Origin of the sequence: Pseudomonas sp. BF-B-26, from assembly GCF_019956495.1 — a bacterium.
GTDB lineage: Bacteria > Pseudomonadota > Gammaproteobacteria > Pseudomonadales > Pseudomonadaceae > Aquipseudomonas.
Genome location: NZ_JAHBDP010000137.1, coordinates 1 through 19,179 on the forward strand (window position 1 = coordinate 1; position 19,179 = coordinate 19,179).

14 protein-coding genes and 1 rRNA gene are annotated in these 19,179 nt (G+C 60.0%); 11 read left to right on the forward strand and 4 right to left on the reverse strand.

The window, feature by feature from the left end:
• Positions 1–4 precede the first annotated feature (4 nt).
• From rrf to KGB03_RS29785, 7 genes are all read left to right on the forward strand, one after another.
• A 5S ribosomal RNA gene (gene rrf, locus KGB03_RS29755) occupies positions 5–120 on the forward strand.
• Positions 121–276: 156 nt separating this feature from the next.
• Complete coding sequence (gene recC / locus KGB03_RS29760) at positions 277–3,729, forward strand: exodeoxyribonuclease V subunit gamma (protein WP_223530736.1); 3,453 nt, start codon at positions 277–279, stop codon at positions 3,727–3,729.
• Positions 3,726–7,412 (forward strand): exodeoxyribonuclease V subunit beta, encoded by a 3,687-nt coding sequence (gene recB / locus KGB03_RS29765; protein ID WP_223530738.1) that lies wholly within the window; start codon positions 3,726–3,728, stop codon positions 7,410–7,412. The genes recC and recB overlap by 4 nt, the downstream gene beginning before the upstream one ends.
• Positions 7,409–9,517: an exodeoxyribonuclease V subunit alpha gene (recD, locus tag KGB03_RS29770; RefSeq protein ID WP_223530740.1), complete on the forward strand. Its 2,109-nt coding sequence runs from the start codon at positions 7,409–7,411 to the stop codon at positions 9,515–9,517. The genes recB and recD overlap by 4 nt, the downstream gene beginning before the upstream one ends.
• 119 nt (positions 9,518–9,636) lie before the next feature.
• Positions 9,637–10,212 carry a YfiR family protein gene (locus KGB03_RS29775; RefSeq protein WP_218538092.1) on the forward strand — a complete coding sequence of 192 codons (576 nt, stop codon included), beginning with the start codon at positions 9,637–9,639 and terminating at the stop codon, positions 10,210–10,212.
• Entirely contained in the window at positions 10,209–11,477 is a 1,269-nt protein-coding gene (locus tag KGB03_RS29780) for a diguanylate cyclase domain-containing protein (protein ID WP_223530742.1), read from the forward strand. The genes KGB03_RS29775 and KGB03_RS29780 overlap by 4 nt, the downstream gene beginning before the upstream one ends.
• Before the next feature lie 5 nt (positions 11,478–11,482).
• Positions 11,483–11,986 (forward strand): OmpA family protein, encoded by a 504-nt coding sequence (locus KGB03_RS29785; protein ID WP_223530744.1) that lies wholly within the window; start codon positions 11,483–11,485, stop codon positions 11,984–11,986.
• Here the strand turns inward: KGB03_RS29785 and KGB03_RS29790 are convergent.
• Positions 11,983–12,930: a LysR family transcriptional regulator gene (locus KGB03_RS29790; protein WP_102616410.1), complete on the reverse strand. Its 948-nt coding sequence runs from the start codon at positions 12,928–12,930 to the stop codon at positions 11,983–11,985. The genes KGB03_RS29785 and KGB03_RS29790 overlap by 4 nt on opposite strands.
• Before the next feature lie 163 nt (positions 12,931–13,093).
• On the opposite strand from KGB03_RS29790, the gene KGB03_RS29795 reads away from it, so the two are divergent.
• Positions 13,094–14,620, forward strand: a complete 1,527-nt coding sequence (locus KGB03_RS29795) for a CoA-acylating methylmalonate-semialdehyde dehydrogenase (RefSeq protein WP_192410087.1) — start codon at positions 13,094–13,096, stop codon at positions 14,618–14,620.
• 10 nt (positions 14,621–14,630) lie between these two features.
• On the forward strand, positions 14,631–15,518 hold the full coding sequence (gene mmsB / locus KGB03_RS29800; protein WP_074873572.1) for a 3-hydroxyisobutyrate dehydrogenase: 888 nt from the start codon (positions 14,631–14,633) through the stop codon (positions 15,516–15,518).
• Positions 15,519–15,689: 171 nt separating this feature from the next.
• On the opposite strand, the gene KGB03_RS29805 is transcribed toward mmsB, so the two are convergent.
• Together KGB03_RS29805 and KGB03_RS29810 are read right to left on the reverse strand one after the other, a co-directional pair.
• Complete coding sequence (locus KGB03_RS29805; protein WP_007946320.1) at positions 15,690–16,034, reverse strand: cupin domain-containing protein; 345 nt, start codon at positions 16,032–16,034, stop codon at positions 15,690–15,692.
• A gap of 143 nt (positions 16,035–16,177) precedes the next feature.
• Positions 16,178–17,062 (reverse strand): LysR substrate-binding domain-containing protein, encoded by an 885-nt coding sequence (locus KGB03_RS29810; RefSeq protein WP_223530746.1) that lies wholly within the window; start codon positions 17,060–17,062, stop codon positions 16,178–16,180.
• A 234-nt stretch (positions 17,063–17,296) separates the two neighbouring features.
• On the opposite strand from KGB03_RS29810, the gene KGB03_RS29815 reads away from it, so the two are divergent.
• Positions 17,297–18,061: a sulfite exporter TauE/SafE family protein gene (locus KGB03_RS29815; RefSeq protein WP_192410089.1), complete on the forward strand. Its 765-nt coding sequence runs from the start codon at positions 17,297–17,299 to the stop codon at positions 18,059–18,061.
• Here the strand turns inward: KGB03_RS29815 and KGB03_RS29820 are convergent.
• Complete coding sequence (locus tag KGB03_RS29820; protein WP_008149093.1) at positions 18,051–18,365, reverse strand: putative quinol monooxygenase; 315 nt, start codon at positions 18,363–18,365, stop codon at positions 18,051–18,053. The two genes, KGB03_RS29815 and KGB03_RS29820, sit on opposite strands and share 11 nt — an antisense overlap.
• A 160-nt stretch (positions 18,366–18,525) precedes the next feature.
• Here KGB03_RS29820 and KGB03_RS29825 point away from each other — a divergent pair, with 160 nt between their 5' ends.
• Positions 18,526–19,116 carry an NAD(P)H-dependent oxidoreductase gene (locus KGB03_RS29825; protein WP_223530748.1) on the forward strand — a complete coding sequence of 197 codons (591 nt, stop codon included), beginning with the start codon at positions 18,526–18,528 and terminating at the stop codon, positions 19,114–19,116.
• Positions 19,117–19,179: the final 63 nt, after the last annotated feature.

A 19,179-nucleotide genomic window follows, 5' to 3' on the forward strand; every position in this document is an offset into this window, starting at 1 on the left:
ATTTCTTGACGACCATAGAGCATTGGAACCACCTGATCCCATCCCGAACTCAGCAGTGAAACGATGCATCGCCGATGGTAGTGTGGGGTTTCCCCATGTGAGAGTAGGTCATCGTCAAGATTAAATTTCGAAACCCCTATCTGCGTATGCAGGTAGGGGTTTTGTTTTGCCCGCAGGAAAGTTCGTACAGCAATACCGGACGGCTCCCGGCTGTCACAGTCTCCCGACAATGCTAAGGTTCGGCCCTAGCTTTTGTATTTTTCCAAGGAAGCCTTTATGCCGGACGCGACGTCCCTCAGTGCTGGTTTTATGGTGGTTCACGGCAACCGCCTGGACGAGTTGCGTAGCCTGGTGGTCAGCTGGATGCGGCGTTACCCGCTGGCTCCTTTGGAAAATGAAATTGCCCTGGTACAGAGCAACGGCATCGCCCAATGGCTGAAGCTGGCACTGGCGGAAGACCCTGAAGACGAGGACATGGGTGGCTGCGGAATCGCAGCAGCCATCGACGTGCAGTTACCGGGTAGCTTCATGTGGCAGCTCTATCGCATGGTGCTTGGCCGTGACGAAATCCCGGTCAAATCCCTGCTCGATAAAGCTCCTTTGACCTGGCGCCTGATGCGTCTGCTTCCGCAGTTGATCAATCAACCGCACTTCGAACCGCTGCAACGTTTCCTTACCCATGACACCGATTTACGCAAACGCTATCAGTTGGCTGAGCGGCTGGCGGATTTGTTTGACCAATACCAGGTGTATCGTGCCGACTGGCTTGAAGACTGGGCCGAAGGTCGCCATCAATTACGAAATGGTAGAGGCGAAACCAAACCTCTGACCCCGGCTAACTGTTGGCAGGCAGAGTTGTGGCGTGCGCTGTTGCTGGATGTGGGTGAACAAGGCATGGCGCAAAGCCGAGCCGGCGTCCATCAACGGTTTATCGAGCGCATCAACAGCCTCGACGTAGCCCCCAGCGGATTGCCTTCACGGGTGATCGTTTTCGGGATTTCTTCACTGCCCGCTCAAGCCCTGGAAGCACTGGCGGGGCTGGCCCGGTTCAGCCAGGTTCTGCTCTGCGTACACAACCCGTGTCGTCACCATTGGGCAGACATCGTCGCCGATAAAGACCTGTTGCGGCATCAATACAAGCGTCAGGCTCGCAAGAGCGGAATGCCGGTTGCGCTCGACCCGCAAACCCTTCACCAGCATGCCCATCCACTATTGGCGGCGTGGGGCAAGCAGGGGCGGGACTATATCAATCTGCTCGACAGCTACGACGATCCCAACAGCTATCGCTCGGCATTCCGCGATGGCCGTATCGACCTGTTCAGCGATAGCCAGCCACAGAACATGCTCAATCAATTGCAGGACGACATTCTTGAGTTGCGTCCCTTGAACGAGACTCGCGAGCGCTGGCCAGCTGTCGATCCGGCGAAGGACGAGTCGATCCGTTTTCACATTGCCCATAGCGCCCAGCGCGAAGTGGAGATCCTCCACGACCAGTTGCTTGCACGCTTCAGTGCTGATCCGGAATTAAGGCCTCGCGATGTGATCGTGATGGTCCCGGACATCGACAGTTACGCACCGCATATTCGTGCGGTATTTGCTCAGCTTGAACGCCACGACCCGCGTTTCATCCCCTTCACGCTCGCAGATCAAGGCCAACGCGGCCGTGATCCGCTACTGATTGCTATCGAGCATCTGCTCAAACTGCCCGACAGCCGTTTCCCCGTGAGCGAGATCCTCGATCTGCTGGATGTTCCTGCGCTGCGCGCTCGCTTCGGTGTAGAGGAACGCGATCTGCCGACCCTGCACCGTTGGATCGAAGGCGCAGGCATCCGTTGGGGCATGAATGCCGAGCAGCGCGCGGGTCTCGGTCTGCCGCAGGAGCTGGAACAAAACAGTTGGCGTTTCGGTCTGCGACGGATGCTGCTCGGTTATGCCGTGGGCAGTGCCAGTGCCTGCGAGGGTATCGAACCCTACGACGAGATCGGTGGTCTGGATGCCGCGCTCATTGGGCCTTTGGTCGCGCTGCTGGACGCATTGGAGATTGCCCACCAGGAGCTCTCTCTACCCGCAGCTCCCAAGCAATGGGGCTTTCGATTGCATGCACTGGTTCAATTGTTTTTCCTGGCCAGTAACGAGCATGACGACTACGTGTTGGCCCAACTCGAAGAGCTGCGTGAAACCTGGCTTGAGACCTGCGAGTCAGTTGGTTTGCATGATGAACTGCCGTTGACCGTGGTCCGTGAAGCCTGGCTCGCCGGTCTTGATCAGGGCCGCCTGTCCCAGCGTTTTCTGGCCGGTGCGGTTAACTTCTGCACTTTGATGCCCATGCGAGCGATCCCGTTCAAACTGGTCTGTCTGCTGGGCATGAATGACGGGGACTACCCGCGTGCACAACCGCCACTTGACTTCGATCTCATGGGCAGTGATTACCGCCCTGGCGACCGCTCCCGACGCGAAGATGACCGCTACCTGTTGTTGGAAGCTCTGTTATCGGCACGTGACCAACTCTATATCAGTTGGGTCGGTCGTAGCATTCGCGATAACAGTGAACGCCCTGCGTCGGTACTGATTGGTCAATTGCGCGATCATCTGGCCAGCGGTTGGCGACTGCATGATGTCGACGAAGATCTGCTTGAGGCCATCACTCAGGAACATCCACTGCAACCGTTCAGCGCCCGCTACTTCCATGAAGGCGATGACTTGTTCAGCTACGCGAATGAATGGCAGGTGCTGCATCAAACCAGTGAGCCGTCGACTGATATCGAAGTCCTTGATCCCTACATTCAGGAAGAGCCGCTGAGTCTCGGTCAACTGCAGGACTTCCTGCGTAATCCTGTACGACATTTCTTCAGTCAACGACTGAAGGTGTACTTCGAAGCGGCTGAAGTGCCCTTGGCTGATGAAGAGCCATTTGTACTCGACGCGTTGCAACGTTACAGCCTCAGCGACAGCTTGCTCGAAGCAGCTCTGAGGCATCTGGATAGCACCGACCAGGTACTGGAAGCACAGGCAAAACGTCTGCAAAACAGTGGGCTTCTGCCCATGGCTGGATTTGGCGAATGCCTTCAGCGAGAGTTGATCGAACCGTTGCCTGATCTGTTGCAGCGTTACCAACAGCTTTTGGCGTTGTGGCCAACTCCGCTCACCAACGCTCTGCCAGTGAGTCTGGAGTTGCTGGGTCTGCGCCTGGAAGGTTGGCTCAGCGGCCTGCATCAACGTGCGGATGGTGGTTTGCTATCAGTCACGACAATCCCCAACAGCATCGGCTCAATCAAGTCTCGCAAATGGCATCGGCTGACACGGCCATGGGTCAATCATCTGGTTGCCTGCGCCAGTGGTATGGCGATGACCACCGCGTTGGTGGCCAGCGACGACAGTCTGCTGCTCGGTCCGATGCCGGAGGATGCCGCCTTGCGGATTCTGGGCGACCTGTTAATGGCTTGGCAAACGGGCATGCGTCAACCACTGCCGATTGCGGTGAAGACCGGCTTCGCATGGCTGGGTCAAACTGATCCGGTCAAAGCCCAGGCCGCAGCCCGCAAGGCCTATGAAGGCGATGGCCTGACCACCGACGGCGAGCGTCGCGAAAGTCCGGCACTCGCCCGGCAGTTTGCCGACTTCGACTCGCTTGCCGCAGACGAAACCTTCCCGGATTGGTGCAACGCGTTGTACCGGCCGTTGCTTGAAGCGCCTTGGCGTTCATTGAACAGCGAGGAGGCGCGCACATGACCACAAAACCTCTGGCTTTGGCATTTCCCCTGCGCGGCAGCCAATTGATCGAAGCGAGCGCCGGGACCGGCAAGACCTTCACCATTTCCGCGCTTTATCTGCGTCTGGTCCTTGGCCACGGCGCAGAGTCGAGCGGCTTCGGACGTGAACTGTTGCCGCCGCAAATCCTGGTTGTGACGTTCACCGATGCGGCGACCAAAGAATTGCGCGAACGTATCCGCACGCGTCTCGCTGAAGCTGCACGGTTTTTCCGTGATGAAACACCGGCGCCCGATAGCCTTATCGCGGAGCTTCGTGAGGAGTACCTTCCCGAGCAGTGGTCCGGCTGCGCGAACCGTCTGGACATCGCCGCGCAGTGGATGGACGAGGCGGCAGTTTCGACCATCCACAGTTGGTGCCAGCGCATGTTGCGCGAGCACGCGTTCGACAGTGGCAGTCTGTTTACCCAGACCCTGGAAACCGATCACAGCGATTTGCTGGGCGAAGTCTTGCGCGATTACTGGCGCCTGTTTTGTTACCCGATGCAAGGTGATGCGCTGAACTGGGTGCGTGGGAATTGGGGCGGTCCGGCAGCCTTGCTGCCGCGAGTACGTGGTTTGTTCGCCAGTGAGCGAGACAGTGTTGAAGGTAAAGAACCTGCCGAGCTGATCACGGCGTGTCTGCAAGAGCGACGGGCAGCCTTGCTTGAACTCAAGATGCCTTGGCGCCAGTGGGCGGACGAACTGCTTGCCATTTGTCACCAGGGTGTCGCGAGCAAGAGCGTCGACGGTCGCAAGATGCAGGCGCGCTATTTCGAACCCTGGTTCGAAAAGATCAGGGCCTGGGCTGAAGACGAATCCCTTGAGCAACTGGATATCGGCACCGGATTCACGCGCCTGACTCCCGAGGGTATGGCCGAAGCCTGGAAGGGTGAAGTACCCGGTCATCCCGGGCTGGACGCCATGCCCGGCCTCAAGGCCAGTCTCGATGGATTGCCGACGCCTGATGCCGCCGTGCTGCAGCACGCCGCCCAGTGGGTCGGTACACGGTTCGAGGAAGAAAAGCGTCGCCGTGCGGAGATGGGCTTCGATGACATGCTGCTACGCCTCGATGCAGCGTTGCAATCCGATGGCGGTGAGCGGCTGGCGACCCTGATTCGCGAGCAGTTCCCGGTCGCGCTGATCGATGAGTTCCAGGACACCGACCCGGTGCAGTACCGGATCTTCGAGAGCATCTATCGCATCGAAGACAACAATCCCGAATGCGGTCTGTTCCTGATCGGCGACCCCAAGCAAGCGATCTACGCATTCCGCGGTGCCGACATCTACACCTACCTGCGCGCCCGCCAGGCCACCACTGGACGACTGCATACCCTGGGTACGAATTTCCGTTCCAGCCATGGCATGGTCAGAGCGGTAAACCATGTGTTCGAGCGCGCCGAGTCTCGCGAAACCGGCCGGGGCGCGTTCCTGTTTCGTGAAAAGAGCGGCGAGAACCCGGTACCGTTCCTGCCCGTCGAATCCCAAGGGCGCAAAGAAGTTCTGCACATCGACGGCCAGGTCGTGCCCGCCCTGAACATCTGGCACCTGTCCGCCGAGCAGCCGCTGTCCGGCGCGGTGTACCGACAACAACTCGCCGCCGCCTGCGCCAGTGAAATCACCACTTTGCTTAACGGTGGGCAACAAGGTCGCGCGGGTTTCATACAGGACGGCAAGGACTTCAGAGGTCTGTTGCCAGCGGATATCGCGATCCTGGTCCGCGACGGTAAAGAGGCCCAGGCTGTGCGCGGCGAACTCTCCGCCCGTGGCGTGCGCAGCGTCTATCTGTCGGATAAGGATTCAGTGTTCGCCGCCCAAGAGGCCCACGACGTACTGACCTGGCTCAAGGCCTGTGCCGAGCCGGATGTCGAGCGTCCACTGCGGGCCGCGTTGGCCTGCATCACGCTGAACCTGTCGCTGGCTGAACTGGAGCGGCTGAATCAGGACGAACTGGCCTGGGAAGCTCGGGTCATGCAGTTCCGCCATTATCGCGAGCTCTGGCGCAAGCAGGGCGTGTTGCCCATGCTGCGGCGATTGCTGCATGACTTCCAGCTGCCTCAGACATTGATCACGCGCAGTGACGGCGAGCGGGTGCTGACCAATTTGCTGCACTTGTCCGAATTGCTGCAACAAGCGGCCGCCGAACTCGATGGTGAGCAAGCGCTGATCCGTCATTTATCCGAGCATCTGGCGTTGTCCGGTCAGGCCGGCGAAGAGCAGATCCTGCGTCTTGAGAGCGACGAACAACTGGTCAAGGTCGTGACCATTCACAAGTCCAAGGGGCTTGAGTATCCCTTGGTGTTCCTGCCGTTCATTTGCTCGGCGAAACCGGTGGATGGCAGCCGTCTGCCGCTGCATTACCACGACGCCACGGGCAAGGCCCAAGTGACCTTGAGGCCGACTGCCGAGTTGATTGTTCAGGCGGATGATGAGCGTCTTGCGGAGGATCTGCGTTTGCTTTACGTGGCCCTGACCCGGGCGCAACACGCCTGCTGGCTCGGAGTGACGGATCTCAAGCGCGGCAATAACAACAGCTCGGTGCTGCACCTGTCAGCATTGGGCTATCTGCTGGGCGGCGGAGCGCCATTGGCTGAGTCGGCAGGCTTGAAGCGTTGGCTGGAAGACCTGCAGCAGGACTGTCCTGCGCTGAGCTACGGTGAAATGCCTGAAGCGACAGTCGAGCACTACCATCCACCACGCAACGATGCGACGTTACTGGCTCCGCTGATACCCAAGCGCAAGGCCAGCGAAAACTGGTGGATTGCCTCCTACAGTGCCCTGCGCATTGGCGATAGCATGAGCGTGGGCACTGATGAAGCGCCGGAGAGCCCGCAAGCGCAAAAGCTCTTCGACGATGAACGCCTCGATCCTCAGGCACCACGCGAAGTGGTGGCCGGCGGCGCTGACATCCATCGATTCCCTCGTGGCCCGAACCCCGGCACCTTTCTCCATGGTTTGCTCGAGTGGGCCGGTGACGAAGGTTTCACTGCCACCCCGCGAGCGGTGGAAGACGCCATTGCCCGTCGTTGCAATCGACGTGGCTGGGAAGGCTGGATAACCGCCCTGAGCGACTGGCTGCAGCACCTGCTTGCGTCCCCGCTGCATATCGGCGGCGGGCAGGCTCCCGTGGTATTCGAGCAATTGACCCAGTACCGGGTCGAGATGGAATTCTGGTTCGCCAGTCATAAAGTCGATGTGCTCAAACTCGATGAACTGGTGCGCCAATACACCCACAACGGTGTGGCCCGGGTGGCTGCCGAGCCGGTGTTGCTCAATGGCATGTTCAAGGGCTTCATCGACCTGACGTTCGAGCACGACGGCCGCTACTACGTCGCCGACTACAAATCCAACTGGCTGGGCGTCGATGACGCGGCCTATACCGAGCAGGCCATGGAGCAGTCGATTCTCGACAACCGTTACGACCTGCAATATGTGCTGTACCTGTTGGCCCTGCATCGCCAGCTCAAGGCGCGACTGGTCGATTACGATTACGACCGGCATGTTGGCGGTGCGTTGTACCTGTTCCTGCGTGGTACGCGTGCGCCCAGCCAAGGCGTGTATTTTGCCCGTCCCCCAAGAGAGCTGATCGAGCGTCTGGACCGGCTGTTCCAGGGCAAGCCAGAACCCAAGGCCGAACCCGCCTGGGAACAGGGAGTTTTGCTATGAGTCGCACCTTCGCTGATTTGCTGCCCACTTCGTTGACAGCCGAAAGCCTGGCGGATCTGGCGCCGTTGAGTCGCGCCGATGACTTGCTGCTATTGCTGACGCGCTGGGTTGAGCGTGGCTGGCTGCGAGCGTTGGATAAAGCCTTCGTTGCCTTTCTTCACGAGCTCGCTCCCGGCGATGATCCACTGGTGCTGCTGGCCGCTGCGTTGGCCAGTCATCAACTGGGCCACGGTCATGTGTGCCTGGATCTGTTCGAGACGCTTAAGGAACCGGACTTCGCCCTGTCGCTGCCACCGGAAGGTGATGTGCAAAGTGGCGCAATGTTGTTGCCGTCGCAATTGCTTGAGGCGCTGGACGGTGCCCATTGGTGCAAGGTCCTGGCCTCCAGCAGTCTGGTCGCTTTGGCGGTCGACGGTCGTGAGGCGGCGCAACATCGGCCATTGGTGTTATCGGGCAAACGCCTGTACTTGCGTCGCTACTGGGCTTACGAACGGCGTATCGACACCTCGCTGCGTCAACGCCTGGTCGAACACGAAACCACGCCGGATGATCTGTCCCAACGCCTCACCCGTTTGTTCGGCCCAGCCCAGCCTGGCGAAGTGATTGACTGGCAGAAACTCGCCTGCGCCCTCGCCACCCGCAGCGCATTCAGCATCGTTACCGGTGGCCCGGGGACCGGCAAGACGACGACGGTCGTGCGTTTGCTGGCGTTGCTCCAGGCGCCGGCGGTGGAGGCGGGCAAGCCGCTGCGCATCCGTCTCGCGGCACCCACCGGCAAGGCTGCAGCCCGACTGACGGAGTCCATCAGTCAGCAGGTCAGAACCCTGGAAGTCGATGAAGCCGTACGAGTGAAGATCCCTTCAGACGTCACCACCGTGCACCGTCTGCTCGGCAGTCGGCCCGGTACTCGACACTTCCGTCACCACGCCGGTAATCGCTTGCCGCTGGATGTCTTGGTGGTGGACGAAGCCTCGATGATCGATCTGGAAATGATGGCCAATTTGCTCGATGCGTTACCGGCCCATGCCCGTCTGGTGCTGCTCGGTGACAAGGATCAGCTGGCATCGGTGGAGGCCGGCGCGGTGCTGGGTGACCTGTGCCGCGACGCCGAGGCTGGTTGGTACAGCCCACAGACTCGCCTGTGGCTGCAAGAGGTCAGTGGTGAAAGCCTGGATGCCAGCGGTTTGCAGGAAGACACCCAAGGCACTCATCCACTGGCCCAGCAAGTTGTGATGCTGCGTCATTCACGTCGGTTCGGCGAGGGCAGCGGCATCGGCCAACTGGCTCGTTGGGTCAACCAGCAGCAACCCGAGGAAGCCCGCAAGTTGTTGGCAGCGCGAAGCCATGACGACGTGTTTTCCCTGCCACTTAAAGGGGAGCAGGACCGGGCGCTGGAGCGCTTGCTGCTTGAGGGGCATGGCGATGGACCGCAGGGTTATCGGCATTACCTGAGTCTGTTGCGCAGCCTGCGGCCACCGCTCGACAGCACGCTTGATGATCCCTGCTGGACCGATTGGGCTCGCCAGGTCCTGCAAGCCTTCGACACCTTCCAGTTGTTGTGCGCCGTACGAAAAGGGCCGTGGGGCGTTGAAGGTTTGAATCAACGCGTGACCGCCGCGCTGCTCAAGGCCCGGCTGATCGACAGCGACCAGCAGTGGTACGAAGGTCGGCCGGTGCTGATGACCCGCAATGACTATGGCCTGGGTTTGATGAACGGCGACATCGGCATTGCCCTCAAGCTGCCGGAACGCGAGGGGCCAGAGGTTGGGAAGCAGGTGTTGCGTGTGGCGTTCCCGCGAAATGATGGTCAGGGCGGCGTACGTTTTGTACTGCCGAGCCGGCTCAATGATGTGGAAACGGTGTATGCCATGACGGTGCACAAATCCCAGGGCTCGGAATTTGCCCATACGGCGTTGATTTTGCCGGATGCCCTGAACCCTGTGCTCACCAAGGAATTGATCTATACCGGGATTACCCGCGCCAAAAACTGGTTCACCCTGATCGAACCGCGTACCGGCGTGTTCGAAGAGGCGGTGAGGCGCAAGGTCAAACGCTTGAGCGGGTTGATGCTGGAGCTGGATGAAGGTGTTGAATCAAGGGATTGAAAGGGACGGTGCCAGGCGCCGGAAACTGGCTGAAGTGCCGTAGGACGCGGCCTCGCTGGTGTCTGAACGCTGTGCTATCGTTGCGGCATCATTTCGCTACGATCGAAGAGAATCCCTGCATGAAGGTCGCTGTCTGGACGACACAGCGCGTTACCGGGTGCAAACACGTGCTGTTCGCCGGCCTTCTCTATTTGTTCACCGGCGTCGTTTTCGCTCAGTCGCAAACGCCTGTGAGCATGGCCGATCAGCGCGCAAAATCCGTCACGCAGGTGGTACTCGGGATTCTCAGTTATGCCCGTTGGCCTGTTGAGCCAGCACAACTGCGCTTGTGCATCGTGGGCCCCACCGAATACACCGACGATCTGGTCAAAGGCACGACCCAGGCCACCGGTCGTCCCGTCACGGTGCGACGTCTTTTGGCCGACAACCCGTCGATTGCTGGTGAGTGCGATGCGGTGTATATCGGCAAACTGAGCAGTGATGAACGCAGCCGGCTATTCGCTTCGTTGGCAGGGCGCCCGGTGCTGAGCATCAGCGAACGCGACGACCCCTGCACCGTCGGCAGTCTGTTTTGCCTGCGGGTCAGCGATGAGCAAGTGTCCTTTGAAGTCAACCTGGATTCCGTCGCCCGAAGCGGCGTGCGTATTCACCCCAATGTGTTGCAACTGTCCCGCCGCAAGCCGGCGGCGCCATGAGTCTTTTCAAGCCGGATAGCCGCCCAACCTTGCGCTCGGTCATCGGGCGCGGACATTTGATCGTCGCACTCGTGGGTGTGGCCATGGCCAGCATCTCGCTGACGTTGCTCGGCGTACTGGCCTTGCGGGTCTATGCCGACCACAACTTGCACCTGATTGCGCGCTCGATCAATTACACAGTGGAAGCCGCGGTGGTGTTCAACGACAAGTCTGCCGCTAGCGAAGCGTTGGCATTGATTGCGTCCACCGAAGAAGTGGCCGATGCCCAAGTGCTGGACGAACAAGGCACGTTGCTGGCTCGCTGGGAGCGGCCGGAAACGGGCTTGTTCTCGGATCTCGAAATGCAGATTGCCAAGGCGTTGCTGGAAAAACCGATCAGCATGCCAATCGTCCATCAAGGTCAGGCAATCGGCAGCATCCAGCTCACCGGTCACGGGGGCAGCCTGTTGCGTTTTCTACTCAGCGGTCTGGTCGGCATCGTCTTGTGTACGGCCGTCAGTGCCTGGGTGGCGCTCTATCTGGCGCGCCGACAACTTCGCGCAATCACCGGCCCATTGCGCAGCCTGGCGTTCGTGGCTCACGCCGCCCGCAGCGAGCGAGCCTTCGATCAGCGTGTGCCACCCGCCGCCATCGCCGAACTCGACAACCTGGGCAATGACTTCAATGCCTTGCTCGATGAGCTCGAATCCTGGCAAACCCACCTGCAAAGCGAAAACGAAACCCTGGCCCACCAGGCCAGCCATGACAGCCTCACCGGGTTGCCGAATCGGGCGTTTTTCGAAGGCCGGCTGATTCGAGCGCTGCGTAACGCCAATAAGCTCAATGAGCAAGTGGCGGTGCTGTTTCTCGACAGTGACCGGTTCAAGGAGATCAATGATGGTTTCGGTCATGCCGCTGGCGATGCGGTGTTGGTGGCCGTGGCCAATCGGGTTCGTGCGCAACTGCGTGAAGAGGATCTGGTGGCACGCTTGGGCGGTGACGAATTTGCCGTCCTGCTGACGCCGCTGCACAGGATCGAGGACGCCGAGTGGATTGCCGACAAAATCATCGCCAGCATGGAAGTACCGATTCCGTTGCCGGGCAATATCCAGGTGTTGACTTCACTCAGCATCGGCATCGCCGTGTACCCCGACCATGGGACCACACCGGGTGCATTGCTTAACGCCGCCGACGCGGCCATGTACCAAGCCAAGCGCCTTTCCCGAGGCGCACAGCACACGGCAGGGGCGGAGCACCCTGTCGCCGATGTTCAAACCAGGAGCTGATTTTTGTGTTCTCACTGACCCGGCGTTCCCTGCGATTTTTCACGTTCACCTTATTGATGGCCTTGCTGGCATTGAGCGGTTGCCAGACGGCGCCGCAAAAAGGCCTGACCCCGGCGCAGGTCGCTGTGCTCAAGCAGCAAGGTTTCGAATTGACTGACGAGGGCTGGGCCTTTGGCCTGTCCGGCAAAGTGTTGTTTGGCAGTGACGACGACAGCCTCAACCCTGCCAGTACCGACATCGTCGAGCGTATCGGCAAGGCGTTGCTGGGTGTCGGAATAGAGCGAGTGCGGGTCGACGGCCACACCGATACGTCAGGCAAAGAGTCTTACAACGAACAGCTCTCACTGCGCCGCGCAAAAAGCGTCGGCAAGGTGCTGACCGTTGTCGGGATGAAAGAACAAAACATCCAGCTGCGCGGCCTCGGCAGCAGTGAACCGGTTACTTCCAATAACACGCCGGCCGGCCGTACCGAGAACCGCCGGGTGTCGATCGTGGTGAGCGCCGACTAATCGGCGAACAGGGTCTCGCGACTTTCCCCCATTAATAGACCCTGATTCCGCTCAGTCACCTCCCGGATGTAATCCCACAACAGGGTGATCCGCTTGAGCTTGCGCAGGTCTTCGCGGCAGTACATCCAGAACTGTCGAGTGATGTTGATCTCCTTCGGCAACACCGGCAGTAATCGCGGATCCTGGGCCGCCAGGAAGCACGGCAGAATCGCCAGCGACCGCCCTTGCTGTGCGGCCACGAATTGCGCAATCACACTTGTGCTGCGCAGGTTGGCACTGGCGCCGGGCAACACATTCGCCAGGTACAACAGCTCCGAGCTGAACGCCAGATCGTCGACATAGCTGATGAATGAATGCTTGCCCAAGTCTGCCGGGCGGCGGATCGGTGGGTGCTTGTCGAGATAATCCTGAGTCGCGTAGAGCTGTAATTTGTAGTCGCAGAGTTTGCAGCAGACGTATGGACCATGCTCCGGGCGCTCCAGGGCGATGACGATGTCCGCCTCGCGCTTGGACAGGCTGATGAAGTGCGGTAGCGGCAGGATGTCCACGGAGATTGCCGGGTAGGCGTCGACGAAATGGCTCAGCTGCGGGGTGATGAAAAAGCTGCCAAAGCCTTCGGTGCAGCCCATGCGCACATGCCCGGACAACGCAACGCCAGAACCTGAAACCTGCTCACAGGCCATGTGCAGCGTGCTTTCGATCGACTCGGCATAACCGAGCAACCGCTGGCCTTCGGCAGTCAGGACAAAACCGCTGGTCCGGGATTTCTCGAACAGCAACGTGCCCAATGCCGCTTCCAGCGAGCTGATGCGCCGCGACACCGTAGTGTAGTCGACTGCCAGGCGCTTGGCTGCGGTGCTGGCCTTGCGGGTGCGGGCGACTTCAAGGAAAAACTTGAGGTCATCCCAGTTCAACGAGCCTAGAGACGTGATGTTTTTTTGCATGATGGACCGGCTTTTATGTGCGTTCTTATTAGAAGTTTGCACATCTATACTCCAAAAACAGTCCGAGAACCAACTCGCGACACACGTCTCGTCTCAAGGCGAAAGTCTCGCCTTGGCTATACAGATAGCTCTCTAAATAAGAACAACTTCCCGGAGACCCAACATGAACGTATCGCTCACGCCAAACGAAACCACTGTCCAAACGGTAAAGCTGTTGATCGACGGCGAGTGGGTCGAGTCCCAGACCACCGAGTGGCACGACATCGTCAACCCGGCGACCCAACAAGTGCTGGCCAAGGTTCCGTTCGCCACCGCACAGGAAGTCGACGCTGCGATCAGTGCCGCCCATCGCGCCTTCCAGACCTGGAAGCTGACGCCGATCGGCGCGCGGATGCGCATCATGCTCAAGCTCCAGGCGTTGATTCGCGAACACTCCAAGCGCATCGCCGTGGTGCTCAGCAACGAGCAAGGCAAAACCATCGCCGACGCTGAAGGCGATATCTTCCGCGGCCTGGAAGTGGTCGAACACGCCTGCTCCATCGGCAGCCTGCAAATGGGCGAGTTCGCCGAGAACGTTGCGGGCGGCGTCGATACCTACACGCTGCGTCAGCCAATCGGCGTTTGCGCCGGCATCACGCCGTTCAACTTCCCGGCGATGATTCCGCTGTGGATGTTCCCGATGGCCATCGCCTGCGGCAACACCTTTGTGCTCAAGCCGTCTGAACAGGACCCGATGTCGACCATGCTGCTGGTGGAACTGGCGATCGAGGCCGGTGTTCCGGCGGGCGTGCTCAACGTCGTTCATGGCGGTAAAGACGTGGTGGATGCGCTCTGCACCCACAAGGACATCAAGGCTGTTTCCTTCGTCGGTTCGACCGCCGTCGGCACTCACGTCTACGACCTGGCCGGTAAACACGGCAAGCGCGTGCAATCGATGATGGGCGCGAAGAACCACGCCGTTGTGCTGCCGGATGCCAACCGCGAACAAGCGCTCAATGCGCTGGTCGGTGCTGGTTTCGGTGCGGCCGGGCAACGCTGTATGGCCACCTCCGTGGTGGTGCTGGTGGGCGCGGCCAAGCAATGGCTGCCTGACTTGAAGGCGCTGGCGCAGAAACTCAAAGTGAATGCCGGCAGTGAGCCGGGCACTGATGTTGGCCCGGTGATTTCCAAAAAGGCCAAGGCGCGGATTCTGGATCTGATCGAGAGCGGCATCAAGGAAGGCGCCAAGCTGGAACTGGACGGTCGCGATATCACGGTTCCAGGCTTCGAGAAGGGCAACTTTGTCGGCCCGACCCTGTTCTCCGGCGTCACCCCAGAGATGCAGATCTACACCCAGGAAATCTTCGGTCCAGTGCTGGTGGTGCTGGAAGTCGATACCCTCGATGAGGCCATTGCACTGGTCAACGCCAACCCGTTCGGCAACGGCACTGGCCTGTTCACCCAAAGCGGTGCAGCGGCGCGTAAGTTCCAGACTGAAATCGACGTCGGCCAGGTCGGCATCAACATCCCGATTCCGGTGCCGGTCCCGTTCTTCAGCTTCACCGGTTCGCGCGGGTCCAAACTCGGCGACCTCGGTCCGTATGGCAAGCAAGTGGTGCAGTTCTACACTCAGACCAAGACTGTCACCAGTCGCTGGTTCGATGACAACAGCGTCAACGACGGTGTGAACACCACCATTAACTTGCGTTAAGGAGCCGGTCATGAAAATCGCTTTTATCGGTCTGGGCAACATGGGCGCGCCGATGGCGCGCAACCTGATCAAGGCCGGCCATTCGTTGAACCTGGTCGACCTGAACAAAACCGTCCTGGCGGAGCTTGAGCAACTGGGCGGCAGCATCAGCGCTTCGGCGCGTGAAGCGGCTCAAGGCGCAGAACTGGTGATCACCATGCTGCCCGCCGCTGTGCATGTGCGCAGCGTGTGGCTGGGTGAAGACGGCGTGCTGGCGGGTATCGCCAAGGGCGTGCCGGCAGTCGATTGCAGCACCATCGATCCGCAGACGGCGCGTGATGTTGCGGCGGCGGCGGCCAAGCAAGGCGTGGCCATGGCGGATGCGCCGGTGTCGGGCGGTACCGGTGGTGCAGCAGCCGGGACCCTGACGTTTATGGTCGGCGCCACCCCTGAGCTGTTCGCCACCCTGCAACCCGTGCTGGCGCAGATGGGCCGCAACATCGTCCATTGCGGCGAAGTCGGCACCGGGCAAATCGCCAAGATCTGCAACAACCTGCTGCTGGCGATCTCGATGGTCGGTGTCAGCGAAGCGATGGCGCTCGGTGATGCGCTTGGCATCGACACAACGGTGCTGGCCGGGATCATCAACAGTTCCACCGGCCGTTGCTGGAGTTCGGAGATGTACAACCCGTGGCCGGGTATCGTCGAAACGGCGCCGGCCTCGCGCGGTTATACCGGCGGTTTCGGTGCGGAACTGATGCTCAAGGATCTGGGGCTGGCCACGGAAGCGGCACGTCAGGCGCACCAACCGGTGATGCTCGGCGCAGTGGCCCAGCAGTTGTATCAGGCGATGAGCCAGCGTGGGGAAGGTGGCAAGGACTTCTCGGCGATCATCAACAGTTATCGCAAACCGCAATAATCGGGTTGGAAAACTGTGGGAGTGAGCCTGCTCGCGATAGAGGTAGATCAGTTATCGTCGATGTTGAATGTGCTGGCCTCATCGCCAGCAGGCTGGCTCCCACAGGGGCAGCATTGTCCCCATGAATATTTACCGGGAAATCACGTCGGGTGATCTCCCGGTTTTTTTGCATCAGGCAAACACGAAATACTTACGCACGGTTTCAACCACTTCCCACGTGCCTTTCATGCCCGGCTCGATGACGAAAATATCACCGGCGCGCAGATGGATCGGCTCTTTTCCTTCTGGGGTGATGATGCAGTACCCCTCGCGGAAATCGCAGTATTCCCACTTCACGTATTCCACATACCATTTGCCCGGCGTGCAGATCCAGGTGCCCATGATCTTGCTGCCGTCTTCGCTGGTATAGGCGTTGAGGTTGACGGTGTGCGGGTCGCCTTCGAGTTTTTCCCATTTGCAGGCGTCGAGCACCGGCAGTGGATGGGTATCGCGAAGAACGGTAATAGGTGCGGTCATGTGGACTCCGGGGCAGTGGACTAGAGAACTGAAGTCGCACCCTATAGCGCCTGTCCACCGCTCAGTTGTCTGTGCTCGACATTGAGCTGTCCAGAAACGCGCATTGCCCTCAAAGATGAAAGCCCAGGGGTAAAGTCTGCCCCTCAGGGGAGAGTCAAGGCGTGCAGCAAGGCCTTCGCATAACCTGGCAGCGTTTCAAAGTCGCGCGCACAGAGCAGGAGTTTGCGCATGGCCCACGATTCTTGCAGGGCGAGGCGCTTGAAGGATTGTTCACCGCGCCAGCGCTCGACTGCCGCGAGGGGCACGATCGCCAGCCCGGCCCCCCGAGCGACCATGCGCATCACGCCATCGAAACCGTCGGCGCGGATGCGGATTTGCATGCGTGACCCGGTGTGCAGCGCCTGTTCTTCGAGGTACACCGCCAACGCGCCGTTGGCGTTCAGGCCGACATAGTCGTGGTGCAAGGTGTCGCTGAAGCTCACGACATCTGCGGGTGCCAAGGGATGATCGCGGGGCATTATCAGCACCAGCGGATCGTCACGAAACGGGCGGGTCTGCAGGTCATCGGTGTCCACGGCGTCAGAGACGATGCCCAGGTCTGCCGCCCCTTGGCGCAAGGCGTGGGTGATGCGTGCACTGGGCAGTTCTTGCAGATCGATGTCGAGGTTGGGGTGGTCGCGAAGAAAGTCCGCGAGCAACTCCGGCAGGTACTCGGTGATTGCCGTGGTGTTGCACAACAACCGCACCTGACCTTTGACGCCATTAGCGTATTCCGCCAAATCCTGCTGCATGCGTTCGGCTTGTTGCAGGAGAACGCGGGCGTGTTGCGCCAGGGCTTTGCCGGCCGGGGTCGGGCTGACACCGCGGCGACCTCGCTGCAGAAACTCGATTCCCAACGAAGCCTCCATGGCGCGGATGCGCGCACTCGCCGCCGCCAGGGACAAATGGCTGCGAGCCGCGCCTGCGGTGATGTTGCCGCTGTCGAGGATGTTCAGGTAGAGGTGCAGGTCGGTCAGGTCGAAGTGCATTGTTACTGCCTCTGGATTGTTGTTTTCCGGGCGGACGCCTTCGCGGGCAAGCCCGCTCCCACAGGGATCTGCGTCGGACACAGAACTTGCGTCCCAATGTGATCAAATGTGGGAGCGGGCTTGCTCGCGAAGGCGTCAGTTGTGACCCCGATGTCTTAAGCCTCTTGCTGAGCAAGAGGCTGCCTCAGTATATGGCAGATTTTCAAGCAGCCAATCCGGGCTCACGATAGCGCCATGAATACTCTCGCCGCGTTCTATCAAAACCTCGGTCTGGCCCTTTCATTGATGGTCATCGCGACCTTTCTGCTGGCCGGCATGATCAAGGGTGTGATCGGCCTCGGTCTGCCGACCATCGCGATGGGGTTGCTCGGTCTGGCTATGGCGCCGTCACAGGCTGCCGCGCTGCTGATCATCCCCGCGACGCTCACCAATGTCTGGCAACTGGCATTCGGCGGGCATCTGCGGGGGTTGATCAAACGGTTGTGGCCGATGCTGCTGGCGATCTTCATCGGCACCGGAGCCGGCACGTTGTGGATCGGCATGGCCGGCGGTCATTGGGTCGTGCGGGGATTGGGCGCGGCGCTGTTGCTCTATGCGTTGAGCGGATTGTTCCTGCCGACCTTGCGTGTCGGCCGTCACACCGAGCGCTGGCTCGGTCCGCTTGGCGGCCTGTTGACGGGCGTCATCACTTCGGCCACCGGCGTCTTCGTGATTCCGGCGGTGCCTTATCTGCAAGCCTTGAGCTTGAGCAAGGATGAACTGGTGCAGGCGCTGGGTTTGTCGTTCACTGTCTCGACCCTGGCCCTGGCCGCCGGCCTGTTATGGCGCGGCGCACTGGGTGGTGGCGAGTTAAGTGCGTCGTTACTGGCGCTGATCCCGGCGGTGCTCGGCATGTTGCTGGGGCAATGGCTGCGCCAGCGGATCAGCGCCGTGCTGTTCAAGCGTGTGTTCTTCATCGGCCTGGGCGTGCTCGGCGGCCACTTGCTGATCAGCGGGTAGCGGACGACGGGCTGAGCATGTCGATGGCGCGGATATCGAAATCCCGTTCCAGGTACTCATCGCGCTGCTCGAGGAATTGCTTCATGTGCGGCAGGTTCGAATGCACGTCCAAGTGAGCCTGGGACTGCCAGATCTCGTAGAAGATAAACAGCGTCGGGTCCTGTTTGTCGCGCAACATGTGGTATTCGATGCAACCAGGTTCGGCGCGGCTCGCTTCTACATAACCACTGAAAAACGCTTCGAAGGCATCGGATTTTTCAGGGCGGGTCTTGGCGTGCAGGATGAAGCCTTGCATTTCACTCATCAGAAATTTCCTCAAGTTCAGAATCGACGCAAGTCTATGGCAACAATCGCCTGTCGATTCGTGCGTATTGGTCAAATGAATTTTGTGAATTCAGCGCTTATTCCGCGCGAGGCAGATCGCTACTCTGCCGCCATCGAATTCCAACCTTCCGAGACTTCCCATGAAAAAAGTCCTGTTGCTCAATGGCGGCAAAAAATTTGCCCACTCCGATGGCCGCTACAACGCCACCCTGCATGAAGCCGCGCTGAGCGTGCTGGATCGCGGCGGCGTCGACGTGAAAGCCACCTTCATCGACGAGGGTTACGACGTCGCCGAAGAAGTCGCCAAATTCCTCTGGGCCGACGTGATCATTTATCAGATGCCCGGCTGGTGGATGGGCGCGCCCTGGACCGTCAAGAAGTACATCGACGAAGTCTTCACCGAAGGCCATGGCAGCCTCTACGCCAGTGATGGCCGCACCCGTTCCGACTCGTCGCAAAAGTACGGCAGCGGTGGTCTGTTGCAGGGCAAGCAATACATGTTGTCCCTGACCTGGAACGCGCCGCAGCAAGCCTTCGACGACCCGACCGATTTCTTCGAAGCCAAGGGCGTGGACGCGGTGTACTTCCCGTTCCACAAGGCCAACACCTTCCTCGGCATGACCGGCTTGCCGACGTTCCTGGCCGTCGATGTGATGAAACGCCCGAATATCGAGGCTGACGTGGCGCGCTATGAGCAGCATTTGACCGAGGTGTTCGGCCTTAAGGCATGAGGCTCGGCTACTATCGATACTTGGAGCCCGAACCTGTAGGAGCACGGCTTGCCGGCGATGGCG

Coding starts and splice junctions, on each gene's coding strand:
- KGB03_RS29825 (WP_223530748.1), top strand. CDS start 18,526: ATGAAAAAAGTCCTGTTGCTCAATGGCGGCAAAAAATTTGCCCACTCC.
- KGB03_RS29775 (WP_218538092.1), top strand. CDS start 9,637: ATGAAGGTCGCTGTCTGGACGACACAGCGCGTTACCGGGTGCAAACAC.
- KGB03_RS29805 (WP_007946320.1), bottom strand. CDS start 16,034: ATGACCGCACCTATTACCGTTCTTCGCGATACCCATCCACTGCCGGTG.
- mmsB (WP_074873572.1), top strand. CDS start 14,631: ATGAAAATCGCTTTTATCGGTCTGGGCAACATGGGCGCGCCGATGGCG.
- KGB03_RS29795 (WP_192410087.1), top strand. CDS start 13,094: ATGAACGTATCGCTCACGCCAAACGAAACCACTGTCCAAACGGTAAAG.
- recD (WP_223530740.1), top strand. CDS start 7,409: ATGAGTCGCACCTTCGCTGATTTGCTGCCCACTTCGTTGACAGCCGAA.
- KGB03_RS29810 (WP_223530746.1), bottom strand. CDS start 17,062: ATGCACTTCGACCTGACCGACCTGCACCTCTACCTGAACATCCTCGAC.
- KGB03_RS29820 (WP_008149093.1), bottom strand. CDS start 18,365: ATGAGTGAAATGCAAGGCTTCATCCTGCACGCCAAGACCCGCCCTGAA.
- recC (WP_223530736.1), top strand. CDS start 277: ATGCCGGACGCGACGTCCCTCAGTGCTGGTTTTATGGTGGTTCACGGC.
- KGB03_RS29815 (WP_192410089.1), top strand. CDS start 17,297: ATGAATACTCTCGCCGCGTTCTATCAAAACCTCGGTCTGGCCCTTTCA.
- recB (WP_223530738.1), top strand. CDS start 3,726: ATGACCACAAAACCTCTGGCTTTGGCATTTCCCCTGCGCGGCAGCCAA.
- KGB03_RS29780 (WP_223530742.1), top strand. CDS start 10,209: ATGAGTCTTTTCAAGCCGGATAGCCGCCCAACCTTGCGCTCGGTCATC.
- KGB03_RS29790 (WP_102616410.1), bottom strand. CDS start 12,930: ATGCAAAAAAACATCACGTCTCTAGGCTCGTTGAACTGGGATGACCTC.